Source organism: uncultured Brachyspira sp., from assembly GCF_910588665.1.
Taxonomy (GTDB): Bacteria; Spirochaetota; Brachyspiria; order Brachyspirales; family Brachyspiraceae; genus Brachyspira.
In genome coordinates this window covers 78,693-98,374 of sequence record NZ_CAJUPR010000004.1, presented here as the reverse complement: position 1 = coordinate 98,374, position 19,682 = coordinate 78,693, and the positions used below count along the sequence as shown (strand labels likewise).

Here is a 19,682-nt window from a genome sequence, read left to right as displayed (position 1 = left end):
ACTTGATAAAAAAATAAAAATATTATATTATATTGATATATAAATCGGGGAGCTTGAAAAGGCTGAGAGGAAGTTTTTAATTTTTATTATAAATTAGGCTTCGACCCTTATAACCTGTTTGGGTAATGCCAGCGTAGGGAATTATCTATTTTATTATTTTCAAATTGCAAAGATTAATAAAATAAGACCTTTTCTAAAGTTGGTCTTGTTTTATTAAAATCGTATAATCAAACGAGACTAAAAAATTCGATAAAACAAAACAAACGGCATTATAAAAAACTCTATTCTTAAATATTTAAGGAGATTTTTATGACTTCAAAACAAAAAATCATTATATTATTATTTTCTGTATTAATATCATGCACAAAACAAACAAAAAATATTAAAGATGAGATAACTGTAAATTTAGGCTATGAAATTAATACAATAGATCCCGCTTTAAATGATAAAACTTACGGATATATTTATATTAATCATGCTTTTGAAGGACTTCTAAGCAAGGACAGAGAAGGCAATATAATAGGAGGAACAGCCGAAAGATGGGATATAAGCGAAGATAATCTTACATATACATTTTATTTAAGAGATAATGCCAAATGGAGTGACGGGCAAGAAGTAACCGCAGACGATTTTGTTTACTCCTACAGAAGAGCGGCAGACCCGAAAACAGCTTCTCCTCTAAGTTATTTAATGGAATATATAAAAAACGCTGAAGACATAATAAGAGGAAGGCAGCCTGCTGAAAATCTCGGGGTTAAAGCAATAGATGAAAAAACATTAATAATAGAACTTGAAAGACCAGCATTATATTTTACTGATATATTAGCTTCGGGAGGCGTATATATGCCAGTAAGAAAAGATATAATAGAAAAATATAAAGATGATTGGACTTGGAATCCTGAAACTTATATTGCAAACGGCGCTTATAAAATGACGGAGAGAAAGCCTGACGAGCTTATAGTATTCGAACTTAATACTAATTATTGGAATTATACAAATCAAATTGCAAAAAAAATTAACTTTGTTTTGATAGCCGATGAATATATATCTCTTAATGCTGTCAGAAAAGGAAATATTGATTTTTCTATAAATGCGCCCCCTATAGGCGAAATAGAAAATCTCATAAAAGAAAATCTAATGGCTGTAAGCGGCATTATAGGAGTTTATTATATAGATTTAAATACTAAAGATAAAACATTATCCGATAAAAGAGTAAGAAAAGCATTATCTCTTGCAATAGACAGAAAATATATAGTACACAATATAGGCTACGGAAAATTAACAGCCGCAGAGGCATTTGTTCCGCCTGAAGTAAAAGGACTTGAAAAATCATTCAGAGAAGAAAGCGTAAATTATATTGATGCTGATAATTATGATGAAAATGTAAAAGAAGCTAAAAAATTATTGGCTGAAGCAGGATATCCGAACGGAAAAAACTTCCCTATATTGGAAATAAAAGTATCATCAGGGTTTTATACTACGGTTATGGAGGCAGTTCAGCAGATGTGGAAAACCAATCTTAATATTGATGTAATAGTGAGAACGGAAGAATCAAAAATAACTCTTCCTTTCAGAAAATCCGGCAATTATCAAATGGCAAGAACAAGCCATACAGGAGATTATAATGATCCACTTACTATGCTTCAATTTATGACCAGCAAAAGCGATATAAATTACGGAGGATTTTCTAATAAAAGATACGATTCTTTAATAGAATATGCATCAGATTCGGCAGATGCTGAAAAAAGAATGGAGGCTTTAAAAGAGGCTGAAGCAATACTTTTTGATGAAGTGCCTATAATACCTTTTATATATAGAACAGATTTTTTAATAGTTAATCCGAAATTAAAAAATTATATAGATGATCCTTTGGGAAGATATAAATTCAATTATGCTTATTTAGAAGAGTGATTTTTTTATTATTGTTATACTCAGTGCTTGACTTATTTAATGTTTTTCTTTTCTGGTGTTATCTTTTATTTATTTTTATATTTTTTATTATTCTATATTGCTGGTATTGTATTTTATTATTTAATTTATTTGTTCTTTTTTTGACAAAACAAAAAAAGAACAGGAGAAAGAAATCAGAGAGTAAAAACATTAATAGAAATAATGGCATAGCAATAATAAAAAATTAATTGATTTTTATTTCAAAGTATTATAGAATATAAAAAATAATTTTTAAGGCAGTATGTTATGAAATTAAACAAATATATGGTTTCTCCATCAGTACCAAAAGAATTAGAACCGCTTATAGAAATTACTAAAAACTTTTGGTGGTGCTGGAATCAAAAAGCGGTGAATTTATTAAGCACAATAGATATTGATAATTGGGATAAAATAGATCATAACCCTATAAGGGTGCTTGGAGAATCTTCGCAGGAATGTTTTAGCGCTATGCTTCAGGATGATGCAGCTATGATGAGATTAGCTGAAGTTTATGACGAGTTTAAAACATATATGAAACAGGAAACCTGGTATGACAGTTTAGATGATGATAAAAAAACAAAAAATGAAAAAATAGCTTATTTTTCTTTTGAATACGGTCTGCATGAATCTTTACCCAACTATTCAGGAGGTCTCGGCATATTATCAGGCGATCATTTAAAATCAGCCAGCGATTTGGGTCTGCCTTTGGTAGCCGTAGGTCTTTTATACAGAAAAGGTTATTTCAGGCAGTATTTAAATGCTGACGGATGGCAGCAGGAATACGATATAGAAAACGATTTCTTTAATCTTGCTTTAGAAAAAGTTTTGGATAAAAACGGCGAAACAATGAAAGTGGATGTAAATCTGCCAGGAAGAAAAGTTTATGCTCAAATATGGAAAGCTAATGTTGGAAGAATAGAGCTTTATTACTTAGATGCTAACATTGAAGAAAACAGCGTTGAGGACAGAGATATTACAGCTCAGCTTTACGGAGGTAATTTAGAAACAAGAATACAGCAGGAAATACTGCTTGGTATAGGAGGAGTTAAAGTATTAGATAAATTGGGAATAAAACCTACTATATATCATATGAATGAGGGACACAGTGCTTTTCTTTCTTTAGAGAGAATAAGGCAGTTAATGGAAAACAACAACTTAGATAAAAATACTGCAAGAGAAATTGTATACAGTTCAAATATTTTTACTACTCATACACCTGTACCTGCAGGAAATGATATATTCCCTATAGATATGGTTCAGAAATATTTTTCAGAATATATTAAAAATATAGATATGAATATGGATGAATTTATCAGATTAGGAAGAATTAATCCAGATGATCAAAAAGAAAGCTTCTGCATGACGGTTCTTGCCCTTAATTTATCGGCTGAAAATAACGGAGTAAGCGAGCTTCATGGAAATGTATCAAGAGCTATGTGGAAAGACATTTGGAAAGGAGTGCCTGTTAATGAGCTTCCTATAGATTCCATTACAAACGGCATACATACTTTAAGCTGGATATCTTTTGATATGCAGAACCTTCTTGACAGATATTTAGGACCTAGATGGAGAACTAAGCCTTTAGAACATGAAATTTGGGAAAGAGTTCAAAAAATACCTGATGCGGAGCTTTGGAGAACTCATGAAAGAAGAAAAGAAAGATTAATAGATTTCTGCAGAGAAAGATTAAAAACTCAAATCACAAACAGAGGCTATACTAAAAATGAAATAAAACATGCCGAACAGATACTTTCACCTGAAGCTTTAACAATAGGCTTTGCCAGAAGATTTGCCACATATAAAAGAGGAACTTTACTGTTCAGGGATTTGGAAAGATTAAAGAAAATTATTAATAATTCTGAAAGACCTGTACAAATAATATTTGCAGGAAAGGCGCATCCTCATGATAACGGCGGAAAAGAATTAATAAGAAATATAGCTGAAATCTGCAGAGGCGAAGATTTAAGAGATCATATAGTATTTTTGGAAGACTATGATATAAATGTTGCCAGATATATGGTGCAGGGCGTTGATATATGGCTTAATAATCCTAGAAGACCTTTAGAAGCGAGCGGCACAAGCGGTATGAAAGTTCCGCCGAACGGAGGATTAAACTTCAGCGTATTAGACGGCTGGTGGGACGAAGCTTATGACGGACAAAACGGCTGGGCTATAGGAAACAGAGAAGAATATACCGATTTAGAGTATCAAGACGAGGTTGAAAGCAAAGCCTTATACAATGTCCTTGAAAACGAAATCATACCTCTATTCTATGAAAGAGGAAGAGACGATATACCTAGACAATGGGTTGCCGCTATGAAATGGAGTATGCAGACGGTTTGTCCTGAATTCTCTACCAATAGAATGGTTGCCGATTATTTCCGTAAATTCTATAATAATGCAAGTAAAAGATATTTAAATATAACAGAAAATGAATTTGCCAAAGCTAAGGAATTGAAATCTTGGAAACAGGATATCGCTTCAAAATGGTCTAAAGTTTCATTTGAAAATACAATTTCTGAAATGCCTTCAGGTAATTTAAAAGTAGGAAGTACATTTGAAGTAAAAACTATAGTTAATTTAGGCGATATATCTCCAGATTCTGTAAAAGTAGAGCTTTATCATGGCAAATTGAGTATGAAAGAAGAAATATTGGAGCCTATTATAGTTGAAATGAAGCATTCCGCCGATTTAGGAAACGGAAGACATTCATTTTCAGGAAATTTAGAATGCAGCAACAGCGGTCAAAGCGGATATGCTATCAGAATGTATCCTTATCATAAAGATTTAAGTTATAAATTTGATATGAAGCTTATTATTTGGGGTTAATTTTAAATACACACTAACAAAGGGGTTTTGCTTAAATGTGAAAGCCCTTTGTTAAATTAATCATTTTTTGTTGAATTTATTAAAATATTATACTATACTTAAACTAATTATGAATGGTTATTTATTTATTTATTTATTTATTTATTTATTTATTTATTTATTTGCACCCAATACATTATTTTCTCAAAATAATGACGAATATTATAATTTTATAACAAAATATTTTCAAGTAAAAAATCAATATAATTCGGAATATATCAGTTTTATTTCTAATAATCAGTATCTGCGTAATTTTTTTAGCAACTCAAAAGATTTTATAAACAACATAAATTCTCAATATTGGAGTGAATTAACTAATAATCCATTATTAATAAAAAAATATCCTGAAAGTACTGATACTGCGCTTTTAATGACAGGCATAGAATTTTTATACGAAGTTTACAATCTAAATAATCAGGCAAGACATTCAATAGAGCAGAAAATTAAGAGAAAAATTAATTTTAATACAGCTTCAGGCGATAATTACGGTTTAATAATTCCTCTGCATTTTCCTCTCGGCACTGCAGGAATAGGTACTTATTTGAATTTCCAACTTGAAGATAAAAAATCATCATTAAAACATAATAACGATTTTGCCCGTCTTATAAATTACATAGATAAATTACCTTTTCCGTACATTCAAATTTTTACTTCAATTAATTGCTGGAATGCTCCTTTATCTATAGGTTTAAGATTTTCATTTATGCCAGGTTATAGTGAATTTTATAATCTTTTTGTCAAGGATATAAAAATAGAAAGCTTAGGGCTTCATTCCGCCTTAGATTTAAAATTTTATATTTATAGAGATAAATATTTCTTTATTGATGCAAGAGCAGATATCAATGTAGATTATGGAAAATTTAGTTTAGAATTTATGAATAACAGAAATATTTTTCATAACTATGATTTTAACAATGCACAATATATAGGGTCATATTTCAATACCTCAGCTGTTATAAAAAGCAAATGGCTAAGTTTCTCTGCAACACCAAAACTGGTAGGAGGATTTAAATTTCAGGAAAGAGTACCCTTTATAGATTATTTTGCAGTATATGCATTTATAGGAGTGGATTTAATATACAGTTTTACGGATTCTCAGTCTCAATTTAGTATAAATAAAATAACTGAAAATATTAACAATAACACTTATGAATTTAATGTAGATATGCCAAAAATATCCATAAAAGACAATTATTTCACTTACGATATAAGACTTGGACTTACAATAGATATTTTTTACCAGTCATTATCATTTGAATATGCTGTATTTTCAAAAAGTTTTTCAGTTATGTTTATACCTTTTGTATATAGATTTATTGGTAATCCGAAATTATAAAGGAGTCTTATTATGAAATTAAAAATGTATTTTTTTATAGGTATTATATCAATTATAATTCAATCTTGCAATCTGCAATATTTAGACCCGAATAATCAAGCTGTAAAAAAAGATTTTTTGATATATCAAATTCATTTGATAGGAACCAACACAACTTTTCAATGTCCTTTAATATATGATGCTATATATAGAAGCGGAGGAAAAAGACTGGGAATTAGGGGGATTATAAATATGAATTCAATAACTAATATAGCACAATGTTTAAGAGAAAAACCTGATATAAAAGTCTTTTTATATGCAGAAAATGCTATTTTTAATGAAACAAATAAAAAATGGCCTGAAAGATCTTTTACAAATGTTACAAATATTACAGGAGTGTATTTTCCAAGTGTTATGACTGAAATTGGAGAAAGTGCATTTTCAAACTGTATTAATCTTGAAACTATAATTTTAGGAAGTAATTTTAATACAATGTATAGTAATATGCTTGGAGGAGTGACAAATCTCAAAAATGTTGTATATTATGGTTCTAGATTAGATTTTACAGGAGGACAAAATGGTTCAGCATGGACTGGCATACCTGCAAAACAAGCTTACCTGTATTTAGGAAACTTTGACAGTTACACCGAAACTAATAATAATGGAACTATCTACACAACTACAAATTGGGCTAAATATGAATGGAAAAAAGTTTACTATAAAGGAGAATTTAATATTGAAGATATAATTGAAGTTATACAATAAAAAAATCTTAAGCTTAATTAATTAAATCAATAAAATATTCATATTTTAAATTATTATAATTTAGGAAATTTGAATCTTAATCCAATCAATGCCTCATGATAGCCTGCAGCTTTTGTATCTAATAAATATCTGTATCCGATATCAACAGACATAAAGGGCAGTACATTAAATGCCATTCCTCCGCTGAATGCAAAAACTACTGTGCTTTCAGAATATATTAGTTTTGATTTACTTTCTAATCTATTATTTATTCTTCCGCCTATAGAAATACCGAAATAAATTGTAAAAGGCGGATATTGATTTAATAATGTTTTTCTGTAGGCTTCATCAGTTAATTGCTCCTTAATCATAAAGAAATTCAAATCAAAATATATTGAGCCTAAAATAGTATGCATAGTAATATTATTATAATTGACTACTGACTTTCTTGCCGAATATTCAAACTCAAATCTTATAGGAGACGATTTATTTATGCTTGGTATATGCAAGCCTAAGGCAAAACCTCCTCCCAAATAATTAGTATCGGTTTTTATATTATAAGCAATATTACCGTCATGCGAAAATATAAATTTAGGAGTGATATATAAACCTTCTGGAATAATTGAAAATAGCTTATCAGTATTATAAAATAAAAATACAAGAATAAATACTATTGTATATTTTTTTTTCTTATTCATTCAGCTGCTCCTAAAAATTAAGCCTTAAAGATGCAATAATATCATGATTATATGAAACATTCTCATTAAGAAGTATTCTATATCCTAAATCCAAACTGATTAAAGAAGTTATATGAAATGCAAAACCAAATCCGAATCCGTAAATAAACTCGGTTTTATTATAATAAGTGCTTTCTTTAAATATTCCGTTATAGTTAAAAGAAACCTCTTTAATATATGAGTTTAAATTAAGCCCAAGCAGTACACCCGCATAAACTGACATAATAGGTCTTTTACCGTTATTTAATTTGCTTCTTACAGAATCATTATCATTATACTGCTCATATAAAAAACTAAAATCATAATAAAATGCAAATAAGAAACTGTGAGTTTGCATATATTTTATATTATTATTATACACATTTTCAGGCAGCGGATTTCTGTAAAGATATTCAAACTCTGTTCTTAAGGTGCTGTATTTATTAAATATATCAAAATTATAACCTATGGAAAGCCCTCCTCCTGTATACATATTATTTTTATTTCCTTCTAATTCAAATATAAATTTAGGCGCCAAATAAAGCCCTATATCATAAGCCTTAAGCATATTAGTTAAGCAAATTATAAACAGACAAACGAATAAAAACTTTTTTATCATAAAATAATTTCCTTAAAATAATATTCCTATAGCCAGTCTCGGAAGAGGCACGAATCTTATTATACTTTTATATGAAAATCCTATATCAAATAATGATATATCTAAAAAAGGAGATACTTTTCTATTAGCTTCTGAGCCTATTGACATATCTATTCTAAATCCCATTTCGCCAGACACATAAAAATCCCATATATTATTATTTTTATTTATATATACATGTGGATCCTTTTGATATTCTCTTCCATGTGTTATAAATAATGTAGTTCCTATCTTAGGCATTAAAAAAAATCCTGAAGCCCTGTCTTTTTTATTAAAATAAAATCTTCCGCCTACAGACAAGCCTAATCCGTATACGCTTCCGTTATATAATATTTTTGAATTATCATAGTATGTTTTCATAGCATAAAAACCAGCATCAACATTTATATCAATTTTTTTTGAAACTCTGAAAGTATATGTAATATCTAATCCGAAATTTCCCTGAAGCTTTAAATTATTATTGTTATTATTGGGAAGCAAAAGATTAAATACAGCAGGCGCTAATAATGTATAAAATACAGTTGAGCCGAAATTTACTCCTGCAGAATGTCTGTGAAGTTTTATGCTGCTTTCATCAACATCAATACCCGTATATTTATCTATGAATATATTTGAAATTTCATCTGCAAATAAGGCATTGGCAATTATAAATAGAAATAAAGTTATTAATATATTCTTTTTCATATTTCCGCCTCTCTAAAATCTTATGCTGAAACCTATTCTGGGGAATATAGAAAATCTTATTGCAGAAACATAATTAACCCATGAAGGAAAAGAATTCCAAGAAGGTATAGTTTTGCCAATATCAATAATACCGCTTCCAAAGAAACTAATGCCTTCAACAACATCTCCGTAAACTCCGGGAAGACCTGAACGCACATAATAACCTATTTCAAATAATGATATATCAATATAAGGCTTAACACGCCATTCTTTAGAAGGAAATAATTCTATACTCCAGCCAAGCTCATAAGATATATACAGACCTGTGTCAATAGTATTCCTTTTTGTTTTTACACCTGTAATTCCGTTTTCTGTTTCAACATTAGATATTAAAGCTTCTATGCCAAATCTGAAAGTATTTACAACCTGCCTGTTTTTTCCGCCGTAGAACTTTATTCCTAAAGTTACAGGAATGAACAGCATTGATGTTCTTAATGCCGTATCTGATGCTATTATATTTCCGCTTACGCTTCCGTTATTTCCTATATTTATGCCTAAAGCATCAATTATTTCAGCGGCTTTATCTTTCGGCATAGTCAGATTAAATGACATTGACTGCACCCCTAATGCGACTTCTATGCCCACTCTCGGATGAACCAGTAATGTATATGATATATTAGGCACATACCAAAACATTCCCTTAGCATCTACAGCATCTATATATTTATCTGTCTCCAATTTTTCTATTGTTCCCAAATTAATTCCAAGCAAACCAGTGAAAGTTTTATAATTATTAAATACAGTATTGATAAGCGGAGGAAATAAACCCGCATATCCGGGACTTAAATTTACGCTTATAATATTTCTTCCTTTAATCCAATTATAAGTATTTGTATCAGAATTTGAAGACAGAGATATTCCGTTAGCATATAAATTAACTAATGATGTATTAAACACTATAAATAAATAAATAATTTTTTTCATAATTCAGAATATTCAGACTTTGCTATATTTTTATTCAATTATTTGATTCTATTATTTCAGGATCTCCGAAATGTTTTTCTCCATTAAGGTTATTAATTAAATTCTCTATTCTTTTTTTATCTTCTTCCGTAATATCAAATTTTTCAGTTATTCTATCTGCATCTATATTATCTGAATCCTCGCTGTCTATTATACCGCTGATAACGCCTAATACATTATTTTCTCCGACTATATCAATTATTTCATCAATGGTCTCTTTAGCTTCTTTATCCATAGTAACGGTTCCTAAACTATCGCCTGCAGGCAAAGTAAGAATATATCCTCCTTTTCCGTCATTATATACGCCTCCTACGCCCAATATAGGTTTTTCAAATGTATAATTTGTTCCGTTAATACTTAATTTATCTCCGTCTACCGTAACTCCTTTCCAATTTCCATCTTTCATTTTATTTAAAAAGAAATCAGGACCCGGCTGTGTTACAGTAAGGCTTGTTTTTTTGCATGAAAGCGCTGCAGATAAAATTAAAATTATTAAAATATATTTATAAAGTTTCATTATATGTTCTCCTAAATTGCTGATTTATTATATAATTTTTTTACAATAAAAACAACTGATAAAAAATATCATTATAAAAATCGGATATAAAAGTATTAAAAATTATTATTTAACATAAAAATCATCTGCACTTTTATTATCTTTTTTATCATAATCTTTAAGAGGTATTTTATTTCTTATTCCTGCATATAATGAGGGAACTATAACTAGTGTAAATAATGTTGAAACTATAAGCCCTCCGAATAAAGCTATGGAAAGAGGCTTATACATCTCATTTCCGCTTTCAGCACTAAAAGTCATAGGAAATATTCCAAGTATTGTTGTAAATGTTGTCATAAGAACAGGTCTTAATCTTCTATTTCCTGCAATCAATGCAGCTTCATCTCCGTTTATGCTATTCTTACGCATTATCTGATTCATGTAATCAATCAATACTATACCGTTATTAACTGCAATCCCAATTAATACTATGCCTCCAACAGCACTGTATGGATTTAATGTGGTATTGGTAATAAACATAGCAATTAATGATCCTGCAAAACCGAACGGAATTGCAAAGGCTATAACAAAAGGAGCTATAAAAGATTCAAATTGGCCTGCCATGACGGCATATACCAATACTAAAGCTAATATTAATGCATAAATCAGCTGAGAGAAAGCTTCATTCATATCTTCAAAATCTCCTCCGTAATTTATTGATATTCCTGAAGGTATAAATACATTTTCATTTATAGCAGATTTTATATCCGTCATTATTTCATTTAAAGGTCTGCCGTAAATATAAGTTTCCACAGCTGTAAATCTTTTTCTGTCTTTTCTGTTTATTATATTAGGTCCGTAGCTTTTTACTATATCGGCTATTGAAGATAATGGTATTAAAGCACCATTAACAGGTATGCTTACTTTCTCAATATCTTCTATTGTGGTATTATCAACATTTTCTAATCTCACATTAACATCTATATCTGTAAAATCAAAACTTTCAGATGTTATAGCAGTTGCTTTTCTTCCCGAAAAACTTGTATTTATTATACTTGCAATATCACTGACTTTAAGCCCCATTTTTGAAGCAATATCCCTATTAACATAAATCTTAAGTTCTCTGTTGGATTCGTCAATATCAAGTACAGCAGCGCTAACACCATTTATATTGGAAAGTACATTAACTATTCTGTTTCCAAGCTGCTTTGCTTTATCAATATCATCTCCAAGCATCTCTATAGTAACATATCCTCCCTCTCCTGAACTATATCTTGATGATAATGAGTTTACATTTATTCTTGCAGGATATACTTTAAGTTTATCTCTTGTATGTTCTATATAATTATTAATATCTCCAATTCTTCCTAATGCCTTAGATTTTAACTCTATTCTTATATAAGCGCTGCTGGCTTCATCTCCTTTCCTTATATATGACTGCATTCTTTTCAAATCATCTTTAATAATTTCTTTTATATCATTTTCCATTAAACCTATAAAAGACTCTGTCTGCTCATATTTTGTACCTATAGGCATATTCACTATTACCATAAACTGCCCCTCATCTGAATGCGGAAATCCTTCTTTTCCGATAAAAATAATACCAATTATTATTATCATTAATACAAAAGCCATAGAAGGTATTATAATAGTTTTTTTCTTCTTAATTGAGAAACTTAAAATCTTGCCGTAAATACCGTTTATCCTGCTATGTATATATTTATCAGTTAAAATTTCTAATCTTGAAAAGATCTTTAATCTGCTGCTTGTAAGAATAACCGCAGCAAACATAGGCACTATTAAAATGGCAACCAAAAGCGAAGCTATCATTGATATTGTAACGGTTAAGCATAAATCTCTGAAAATTCGGCTTGCCATTCCGTCAATATATAAAAAAGGTAAAAAAACAGCAATAGTAGTAAAAGTAGAAGCAGAAATTGCAAGAGATACCTTAGAAGCACCGTTAATAGAAGATGAATATTTTCCAAATCCGTTATTTCTATAGTAAAATATATTCTCAAGAACTACAATAGAATTATCAACCATCATTCCTATGCCAAGAACAAGACCCGAAAGAGAAATTATATTCAAAGTTATTTTCATAAAATACATAAGCGTAAAAGTTATTACTATAGAAAGCGGTATGGATACTGCTATTACCGATACAGTTCTTATATTCCATATATAAAGCATAAGCACCAGAACCGCAAAAATACATCCATGCAAAGCGGAATTAAGAACTCCCTTTATAGCTTCATTTATACTCTCGGCTGTATTAAACATTATTTCATATTTTACACCTATAGGAAAATCATATCCTTTAAGCTGCTTTATTACATTTTTATAAACCTCAACAGTATTAGCTTCGGATTCTTTGCTTACTGATATAAATACCGATCTCTCTCCATTGATTCTTATTATGCTGGAATTATCATCATATCCTTGATATACATTTGCCAAATCCTGTATTTTTACTATAGAAGTGTTATTTCTGCTACCTATTTTTAAAGAAACAATAGTATTTTTTATATCATCAATAGTTTTTATCTCCCCCATAGTTCTTATGGTATACTTATAAAATCCTTGATCTGCCTGCCCGCCTACTAAATTATTATTATCTCTCGCAAGCGCTGAAGCTATTTCATTGATATTTATATTATATGCTTTTAATCTGTTTTGATTAACATCTATCTTTATTTCATTTTTTAATCCCCCTGAAACCTCAGCCTGAGCCACGCCTTTTGCCTGTTTTATTTTAGGAGCTATTTGATTATATGCTATATTATATAATGCCGATTGATCATCTATGCCGTAAACGGCTATTTCCATTAAAGATATGCTGTTAATATTAAATTTTCTTATAATAGGGTTATCGGCTTCGCTTGGAAGTAAATTTTTCACTTCCTCTAAAGCCTCTCTTATATCTTCCAGAGCCTCAGATAAGTTTGTGCCCCAATTAAACTCTATATTTATATATGAAAATCCTTCCATTGATTGGGATTTGATTTCTTTTATATTATTTACTGTTGCAGCCGCCCCTTCAATAATTTTAGTTACCGATTTTTCAATTTCATTAGGTCCTGCATTTCCATATCTTGTATATATGCTTATATAAGGCATCTGCATATTAGGCATAAAATCTATTGAAAGTCTTGATAAGCTGATAAAACCGAGTATTAATATTGATATTATTACCATAAGTACAGTTACGGGTCTTTTAACAACTATTTCTATTATACTGTTCATAGATGCAGATACCTATTTGCTAATTATTATATAACTATTTATTATTATATCATATAAAAGCAAATTTCACTATTATAAAGACTTAATAGTTAAATATTAATTATAATAAAGACAGATGTTTTTATCTGGTAAACATTTTTATAAATCTTTCTCTGTATTTATAAGGAAGTAATTTTTTATTATATAATTGCGCTAATTTCTTTATTTCAGTATTATCAATATTATCGGTATCTATTGCATATATATAGCTGTCCTCTTTAAATCCTTTTATCATAATATTAATATAATTACTGAATTTTTTCTCTAAAAATAATTTAAAAAATATAATGGAAAAAGCTATCATTACAGAGTTTACTATAACATATATAAGTATAAACATATAATAGGGATAAGTAAATTCTTTTCCGCTTCCTATAAATAAAAAGCCGTTGCCCTGCATAATTGATGCTTCAAAAAGCAAATGCCTTCCTTCAAAATCGTCCCAATCATCAGACCTGTATTTTAATTCATTATCATAATAAAGCAAATACATGTTATAACTCTTGGCAAATCCCTCATACTCAAGCTCATCAGTATTTATATTCTGAGAAAAAGCTAATCCCGCCTCATATATTATTTCATTTTTTGTATTTTTATATGAAGTTATTATTTTATTATCAAATACCCAATTTATTATTCCGTATAATATTATAAATATGACAGCAATAATAATAGAAACTGCAATAATAAAATGAGATGATATTAAAGAATAAAAAGTATTTTTATTTTCCATACTGAATAAGTAAAAGAAATATATTATATGGGATATATAAAATATAAATAATACATGATATCCTCTTGTAAGAAAAGAGGCTATAATATTTTCTTTTAAAAAAACTCTGTTCAGCGAAAAGAAATTAACTACATAAAAAAGACCGAATATTGATAATATAAAGGGAACTAAATATATAACAAGATAAAAAAATGTTTCAATTCTAGAGTATTTATTTATCTTATAAAAAAAAACGCATACAAAATAAAAAGAGCATAAAAACTCTATAAATATTAATACTCTTATAATATATGTATGCATATCCAATATCATATATGCGCACATTGATATTATAGTTAAAGACGATACAGCAGATACTATAAAGGTAATATTATATTTACTTAATTTTTCCACTTTATTTCTCCTATTTTTGCTTTATCATAAATAACTCTAATCATATTATAATCTAATCCTAAAAAAGAAGCATTATTTACTAAATTATACAAAGCGCTTGAAAATATAGGCTGAGTATTCTCTATAATTTTATCTGTATAAGGATATGATGCCATTATTCTTGACAAATTAAAAAGTATTGATATTAATTTAGATGAAGAGGAAAGTTCATCGTTTGTTACAGAATAAGGCAAGACGCTTTTTGCCGCTATTGCTATGAATATCGGATTAATATGCTCCAATGTTGATATATTTGATATTGAATGATCTATCATATCTCTAGCTTTATCAATAAACTCTTTTTGCTCGTATTTATATTCATAGTATATTGGAAGAGAAGCTATATAACTTGTATGCATTATATCTCTTAAAACTAAAAGTATTGATATATAATTAATAAGCTCATTATCATTAAGATTGAATTTATCATCGTTAATTAATTTATCTTCTTCTCCATTGCCTTTAATCCAAGATAAATACAGCAATTGATTTATTATATCATTTTTAAATATTGTATAGGTATATGATATATAATCCAAAAAAGATTCATTATTATTAGATCTTTTTATCAAATTAATAATTGATTCTCTTTGTATTTCAGCCGCATCGTCCGAACCAGGTATATGCGATAAAAAATCAAAGTTTATATTATTTTCTATATAATAAATAAACTTTTCATAAGCATCATTTCCCACAAGCACTTTCTTATATCCTAAAACTAAATTTTTTTATATAATATTTTTATTATCTTCGGAAACTTTAAAAAATCACTAAATATTTTAAAATACTATATTATTGCCTTCAATTTAAAATATATATTATAGTTGATTTATTTATATTTTATGATATTTTATATAAAATAGCTAAATTCGGGCTTTTTAAATGGATAATGAAAAAATCAATATTAATGATAACTATAAAAATCAAAAGAAAATAAAAAAAATTCTAAAAAGAAAAAGAAAACAAAAAAGAATTAATTATATAAATAATATTGCACTAATAAAATTTTTATCCAATATAGACAGCAAATTATTCCTCAAAATATTCAAAGATAATAGAAAAGGTCCTGTAAAAATCTTTATGAAATTTATGAGCAGAATGGGAGACGGTTATATATGGATAATAATTTATCTAATATTTTATATGTTCAGAATAGATTACCCAATTCTATATTTATCAAGAGCCGTAAGCGGAATTTTTATCTGTATATTTTTCTTTCTTTATATTAAAGGTTTTTTCAGCAGAACCCGTCCGTATAAAAAACATTCAAAAATACCGATTATGCATCCGCCAGATAAACATTCCTTTCCATCAGGACATACTATGGTGGCATTTGCTGTTGCATTTTCAATAGGAAGCTACAGTAAATATTCAGCTGCTCTATTATATCCGATAGCCTCTCTGATAGCATTCAGCCGTGTATATGTAGGTCTGCATTATCCGTTTGATGTTATCTTCGGAATAATTTTCGGGACTATGATAGGCTTTTTAACTAATTTAGCATTTTTCTATATAACAGGACTCCCGGTAATAGGTCATTTATAGATATTTATTCTTTCTTTTTTAATTTTTTCTTTAATTTATTTGAATAAACGCTGCTTCTTTTTTCTGATATAAATATATAGTATCCGTTTTTTTCCGATATTTTTACGCCGCCGAAAACAGAAATAAGTTTATTTTTATACCAATTAAGCCTTTTAGTTACCATACAAAATCTTCCGTTTAATATAAGCTTATAAAATCCTAATTCTATAAAATGCTTTGCTGTAGAAAAATCGCTGTGATATGGAGGATTGGAAAGAATTAAAGAAAAATTATTATCATATATATTTTTTAATCCGTCGCTTTGCAGAATATCAATGCCTGATACATTATTTAAAACGGCATTCTCTTTTGCAGTGTCAATAGCTTCTGAGTCTATATCGCACATCACAACTTTATCTTCTCCTATTATTTTTGCAGCCAGTATTCCAACAACTCCGTAACCGCAGCCTAAATCCAAAATTTTACCCTCATTATTAAAATCTATCTCTTCAAGCATAGACAATGTGCCTATATCTATATTTCTGGGAGAAAAAAGCTTATTATTTGTGATAAATTTTAAATTAATATCTTTTATTACAACTTCTATATTATGCATTACAAATATATTTTATAATTATATACAGAAATTGTCAATTTTTATATACAGATATAAATTCAATAAAAAATATTTCCGATAATCTTTATATGTTTAAGGTAAATATTATATTAAAAGGAAGAGTTCAGGGCGTAGGTTTTAGATACTATGCTAAGCAGATAGCTGATGAAATGAAAGTAAGCGGAAAAGTATGGAATAATTATGACGGATCCGTAGAGGTTATAGGATATTTGCAGACAAAAAAAGATATTGATGAATTTACAGAAAAAATAAAAATAGGACCTCAAATGTCAAGCGTAAAAGAGTCAAATATTGTTATTACTCCCTGCGATCCTCCGCTAGATGAAATTTTTGAAATAGTAAACTAGGGCTTTAATTGAACAGAAATAATTATGAAAAATATTTTTAAATATGCTTCCGTTATAGGATACGCTTTTGCTTCAATAGGTCTTGCGGCAGATTATGGAAATTATAAAGTAAAAAACGGCGATACTCTATTTGGAATAGCTTTCGCCCATGATATGAGTGCAAATGAATTTCTAAGACTAAATAATATTAAAGATCCATACAAATACAATCTGAAAATAGGCGAAACTCTTAAGGTAAAAATATCAGAATATAGTTTGGCATACGATTCTGAAAATAAAGTTTACGGATTAAAAGGAGAGGAATCAACTGCATACAAAGACTATAAAGTGAAAAACGGAGACACTCTGTTTGCCATAGCCTTTGCTCATAATATGACGGCTAATGAATTTTTAGCTGTAAATAATATAAAAGATGCAAATAAATACAATCTGAAAATAGGCGAAACTCTCAAAGTGGCAAATAATTCAAATCAAAAGTATGAAAGCGGCAGTAATAATATAAAAAATTATGATATATATAAAGTTAAAAGCGGGGATACTTTATACGGCATAGCCTTTTCGCATGGAATGAATGCAGGCGAATTTTTAAAAATTAACAATATAGAAGATCCTGAAAAATACAAACTTTATGTGGGAAAGAATATGTATGTAACGCCGTCTGAAAAAAAAATCGTCTCTGATAAACAATATAAAAATGAAACGCAGAATTATATAGTTAAAAGCGGAGACACTTTATACGGCATAGCCTTTCAAAATGATATAAGCGTAAATGATTTTCTAAAGATTAATAACATAGAAGATCCTCTTAAATATAAATTAAGAATCGGAGAAAAATTAAAAATATATGCAAAGTCAAATAATTCAAGCCCTCAAAGCAAAACGGTAAAAAACTATAAAGTAAAAAACGGAGATACATTAAGCGAAATAGCTTTAAAAAATTCAATGTCATTAAAAGAACTTTTAGAATTAAATAAATTAAAAAATAATTATGTTCTTAAAATAGGAGACATTCTGAAAATATATGACAATATAAATATTAATGCCTCTTCAAAACCTGCGGAATACAGAAATCTGGAAAATTATAAAGTAAAAAACGGAGACACATTAAGCGAAATAGCATTGTCTAGAGGAATGGATTTAGTGGAATTATACTCTTTGAATAATATTAATGACAAATACATATTAAAGGCGGGAGATACGATTAAAGTATATGCAAATGCTAAAAAAACCGCATCATTAATTATATCGGACTACAAAGTAAAAAGCGGAGATAGTCTGTATTCTATAGCCAGAAATAATAAAATGGATTTAAGAGATTTAATGCAGTTAAACAATATTAAAAATGCAGGCGAATATAAATTATATGCAGGCGCAACTATAAAAATAAAAACTATAAAAATGATACCTTATTCTTTTAATGATGACAGCATGCTTCCTTACAGCTCTTTTATATGGCCCTATAAAGGCATAATAATTTCAGGATACGGAGCCTCATCGTATAATCATGCAAACAGAGGAGTTAATATATTAGGAGATGTCGGAGATAAGGTTGCGGCTTCCGATGACGGAATAGTAGAATATGCAGATAATATCAGAGGTTTCGGTACAGTTATAATACTAAAACATAAAAACGGATACAACACCTCATATGCTCATCTGTCAAAAGTTAATGTTAAGCTTGGAGATATTGTAAAAAAAGGAGAATATATAGGAAATATAGGAAATACGGGAATGATAGATAAAAGCGAGCTCTATTTTAAAATATCATATCAGGGAAGATCTATAGATCCTATAAAACTTCTGCCTAAAGGTTAATTATAATTTATAATAATACTTTTTTTCTCCTGTAGTAACAGAAACTTCACATTTTGATGTACTTTCAAATAAAAAGGTAATAAAATGATTATTTGTAGTTTGTGCCGTAAGTTTATATGAATTACCGTACTCATACGGAGCCCAATTTTCTATGCGTACTTTATTTCCGTTAGAAAGCTGAATATAGCCGTCTACTGTAATAAGAAAATAATCTGAAGCATCATTTTTTGTCTGCCATCTTCCTATTAAATCTCTTACATAAAATGATTTAGGTTCTGTGACCGAATTACCGCATGAAATAAAAAATATGCTTAATATCATTAAAATAAAGGATATTTTTAACAATTTTTTCATTTAAAAAAATCTCCTTAATACTAAAATAAATTTATTATAATAAAACATCATATCTATAATGTTTATTATCAAAACAATAAATTGATGCAATGCCGAAAGGAAGGCAATAGAATGTAAAAGATAAACTTTTAGCTGTTTAGCTG

The 19,682-nt window shown here is 28.7% G+C and carries 17 protein-coding genes and 1 riboswitch; of the genes, 7 read left to right on the top strand and 10 right to left on the bottom strand.

What is annotated here, in order from left to right:
• Positions 1–35 precede the first annotated feature (35 nt).
• Positions 36–157: riboswitch (TPP riboswitch) on the top strand.
• Between the two features lie 152 nt (positions 158–309).
• The 4 genes from QZ306_RS04110 to QZ306_RS04095 all read left to right on the top strand — a co-directional run bounded on the left by QZ306_RS04110 (position 310) and on the right by QZ306_RS04095 (position 6,877).
• Positions 310–1,911, top strand: coding sequence for a peptide ABC transporter substrate-binding protein (locus tag QZ306_RS04110; protein ID WP_295161450.1), 1,602 nt, complete (start codon positions 310–312; stop codon positions 1,909–1,911).
• A gap of 285 nt (positions 1,912–2,196) precedes the next feature.
• Positions 2,197–4,758 (top strand): alpha-glucan family phosphorylase, encoded by a 2,562-nt coding sequence (glgP, locus tag QZ306_RS04105; protein ID WP_295161446.1) that lies wholly within the window; start codon positions 2,197–2,199, stop codon positions 4,756–4,758.
• Between the two features lie 409 nt (positions 4,759–5,167).
• The gene (locus tag QZ306_RS04100) at positions 5,168–6,133 is read left to right on the top strand and encodes a hypothetical protein (protein WP_295161443.1); all 966 of its coding nucleotides are present in this window, start codon (positions 5,168–5,170) and stop codon (positions 6,131–6,133) included.
• A 12-nt stretch (positions 6,134–6,145) separates the two neighbouring features.
• Entirely contained in the window at positions 6,146–6,877 is a 732-nt protein-coding gene (locus QZ306_RS04095) for a leucine-rich repeat protein (RefSeq protein WP_295161440.1), read from the top strand.
• A gap of 53 nt (positions 6,878–6,930) precedes the next feature.
• Here the strand turns inward: QZ306_RS04095 and QZ306_RS04090 are convergent, their stop codons facing one another.
• The 8 genes from QZ306_RS04090 to QZ306_RS04055 all read right to left on the bottom strand — a co-directional run bounded on the left by QZ306_RS04090 (position 6,931) and on the right by QZ306_RS04055 (position 15,563).
• Positions 6,931–7,554, bottom strand: coding sequence for an invasin (locus tag QZ306_RS04090; RefSeq protein WP_295161438.1), 624 nt, complete (start codon positions 7,552–7,554; stop codon positions 6,931–6,933).
• Positions 7,555–7,564: 10 nt separating this feature from the next.
• Positions 7,565–8,191, bottom strand: coding sequence for an outer membrane beta-barrel protein (locus QZ306_RS04085; protein ID WP_295161436.1), 627 nt, complete (start codon positions 8,189–8,191; stop codon positions 7,565–7,567).
• Between the two features lie 12 nt (positions 8,192–8,203).
• Positions 8,204–8,914 (bottom strand): hypothetical protein, encoded by a 711-nt coding sequence (locus QZ306_RS04080; RefSeq protein ID WP_295161433.1) that lies wholly within the window; start codon positions 8,912–8,914, stop codon positions 8,204–8,206.
• 12 nt (positions 8,915–8,926) lie between these two features.
• Positions 8,927–9,877, bottom strand: a complete 951-nt coding sequence (locus tag QZ306_RS04075) for a hypothetical protein (RefSeq protein WP_295161430.1) — start codon at positions 9,875–9,877, stop codon at positions 8,927–8,929.
• Between the two features lie 34 nt (positions 9,878–9,911).
• Positions 9,912–10,433, bottom strand: coding sequence for a hypothetical protein (locus QZ306_RS04070; RefSeq protein WP_295161426.1), 522 nt, complete (start codon positions 10,431–10,433; stop codon positions 9,912–9,914).
• 105 nt (positions 10,434–10,538) lie between these two features.
• Positions 10,539–13,658, bottom strand: coding sequence for an efflux RND transporter permease subunit (locus QZ306_RS04065; protein WP_295161424.1), 3,120 nt, complete (start codon positions 13,656–13,658; stop codon positions 10,539–10,541).
• Positions 13,659–13,779: 121 nt separating this feature from the next.
• Entirely contained in the window at positions 13,780–14,823 is a 1,044-nt protein-coding gene (locus QZ306_RS04060) for a hypothetical protein (protein WP_295161421.1), read from the bottom strand.
• Positions 14,811–15,563 carry a pyridoxine kinase gene (locus QZ306_RS04055; protein ID WP_295161418.1) on the bottom strand — a complete coding sequence of 251 codons (753 nt, stop codon included), beginning with the start codon at positions 15,561–15,563 and terminating at the stop codon, positions 14,811–14,813. The genes QZ306_RS04060 and QZ306_RS04055 overlap by 13 nt, the downstream gene beginning before the upstream one ends.
• Positions 15,564–15,744: 181 nt before the next feature.
• Between QZ306_RS04055 and QZ306_RS04050 the strand changes: the two genes are divergently transcribed.
• Positions 15,745–16,407, top strand: a complete 663-nt coding sequence (locus tag QZ306_RS04050; RefSeq protein WP_295161415.1) for a phosphatase PAP2 family protein — start codon at positions 15,745–15,747, stop codon at positions 16,405–16,407.
• A 4-nt stretch (positions 16,408–16,411) separates the two neighbouring features.
• Here the strand turns inward: QZ306_RS04050 and QZ306_RS04045 are convergent, their stop codons facing one another.
• A complete protein-coding gene (locus tag QZ306_RS04045) occupies positions 16,412–17,002 on the bottom strand; it encodes a methyltransferase (protein ID WP_295161412.1) in 591 nt (196 codons plus the stop codon).
• A gap of 89 nt (positions 17,003–17,091) precedes the next feature.
• Between QZ306_RS04045 and QZ306_RS04040 the strand changes: the two genes are divergently transcribed.
• Together QZ306_RS04040 and QZ306_RS04035 are read left to right on the top strand one after the other, a co-directional pair.
• Positions 17,092–17,370, top strand: a complete 279-nt coding sequence (locus QZ306_RS04040; RefSeq protein ID WP_295161409.1) for an acylphosphatase — start codon at positions 17,092–17,094, stop codon at positions 17,368–17,370.
• Positions 17,371–17,394: 24 nt separating this feature from the next.
• A complete protein-coding gene (locus QZ306_RS04035; RefSeq protein WP_295161406.1) occupies positions 17,395–19,185 on the top strand; it encodes a LysM peptidoglycan-binding domain-containing protein in 1,791 nt (596 codons plus the stop codon).
• On the opposite strand, the gene QZ306_RS04030 is transcribed toward QZ306_RS04035, so the two are convergent.
• The gene (locus tag QZ306_RS04030; RefSeq protein ID WP_295161403.1) at positions 19,186–19,539 is read right to left on the bottom strand and encodes a hypothetical protein; all 354 of its coding nucleotides are present in this window, start codon (positions 19,537–19,539) and stop codon (positions 19,186–19,188) included.
• Positions 19,540–19,682: the final 143 nt, after the last annotated feature.

What these genes read in the sequence shown, in the direction of transcription:
- QZ306_RS04070 (WP_295161426.1), bottom strand. Translation starts at nt 10,433, where the DNA reads ATGAAACTTTATAAATATATTTTAATAATTTTAATTTTATCTGCAGCG.
- QZ306_RS04040 (WP_295161409.1), top strand. Translation starts at nt 17,092, where the DNA reads ATGTTTAAGGTAAATATTATATTAAAAGGAAGAGTTCAGGGCGTAGGT.
- QZ306_RS04035 (WP_295161406.1), top strand. Translation starts at nt 17,395, where the DNA reads ATGAAAAATATTTTTAAATATGCTTCCGTTATAGGATACGCTTTTGCT.
- QZ306_RS04065 (WP_295161424.1), bottom strand. Translation starts at nt 13,658, where the DNA reads ATGAACAGTATAATAGAAATAGTTGTTAAAAGACCCGTAACTGTACTT.
- QZ306_RS04100 (WP_295161443.1), top strand. Translation starts at nt 5,168, where the DNA reads ATGACAGGCATAGAATTTTTATACGAAGTTTACAATCTAAATAATCAG.
- QZ306_RS04030 (WP_295161403.1), bottom strand. Translation starts at nt 19,539, where the DNA reads ATGAAAAAATTGTTAAAAATATCCTTTATTTTAATGATATTAAGCATA.
- QZ306_RS04090 (WP_295161438.1), bottom strand. Translation starts at nt 7,554, where the DNA reads ATGAATAAGAAAAAAAAATATACAATAGTATTTATTCTTGTATTTTTA.
- glgP (WP_295161446.1), top strand. Translation starts at nt 2,197, where the DNA reads ATGAAATTAAACAAATATATGGTTTCTCCATCAGTACCAAAAGAATTA.
- QZ306_RS04110 (WP_295161450.1), top strand. Translation starts at nt 310, where the DNA reads ATGACTTCAAAACAAAAAATCATTATATTATTATTTTCTGTATTAATA.
- QZ306_RS04045 (WP_295161412.1), bottom strand. Translation starts at nt 17,002, where the DNA reads ATGCATAATATAGAAGTTGTAATAAAAGATATTAATTTAAAATTTATC.
- QZ306_RS04050 (WP_295161415.1), top strand. Translation starts at nt 15,745, where the DNA reads ATGGATAATGAAAAAATCAATATTAATGATAACTATAAAAATCAAAAG.
- QZ306_RS04075 (WP_295161430.1), bottom strand. Translation starts at nt 9,877, where the DNA reads ATGAAAAAAATTATTTATTTATTTATAGTGTTTAATACATCATTAGTT.
- QZ306_RS04080 (WP_295161433.1), bottom strand. Translation starts at nt 8,914, where the DNA reads ATGAAAAAGAATATATTAATAACTTTATTTCTATTTATAATTGCCAAT.
- QZ306_RS04095 (WP_295161440.1), top strand. Translation starts at nt 6,146, where the DNA reads ATGAAATTAAAAATGTATTTTTTTATAGGTATTATATCAATTATAATT.
- QZ306_RS04085 (WP_295161436.1), bottom strand. Translation starts at nt 8,191, where the DNA reads ATGATAAAAAAGTTTTTATTCGTTTGTCTGTTTATAATTTGCTTAACT.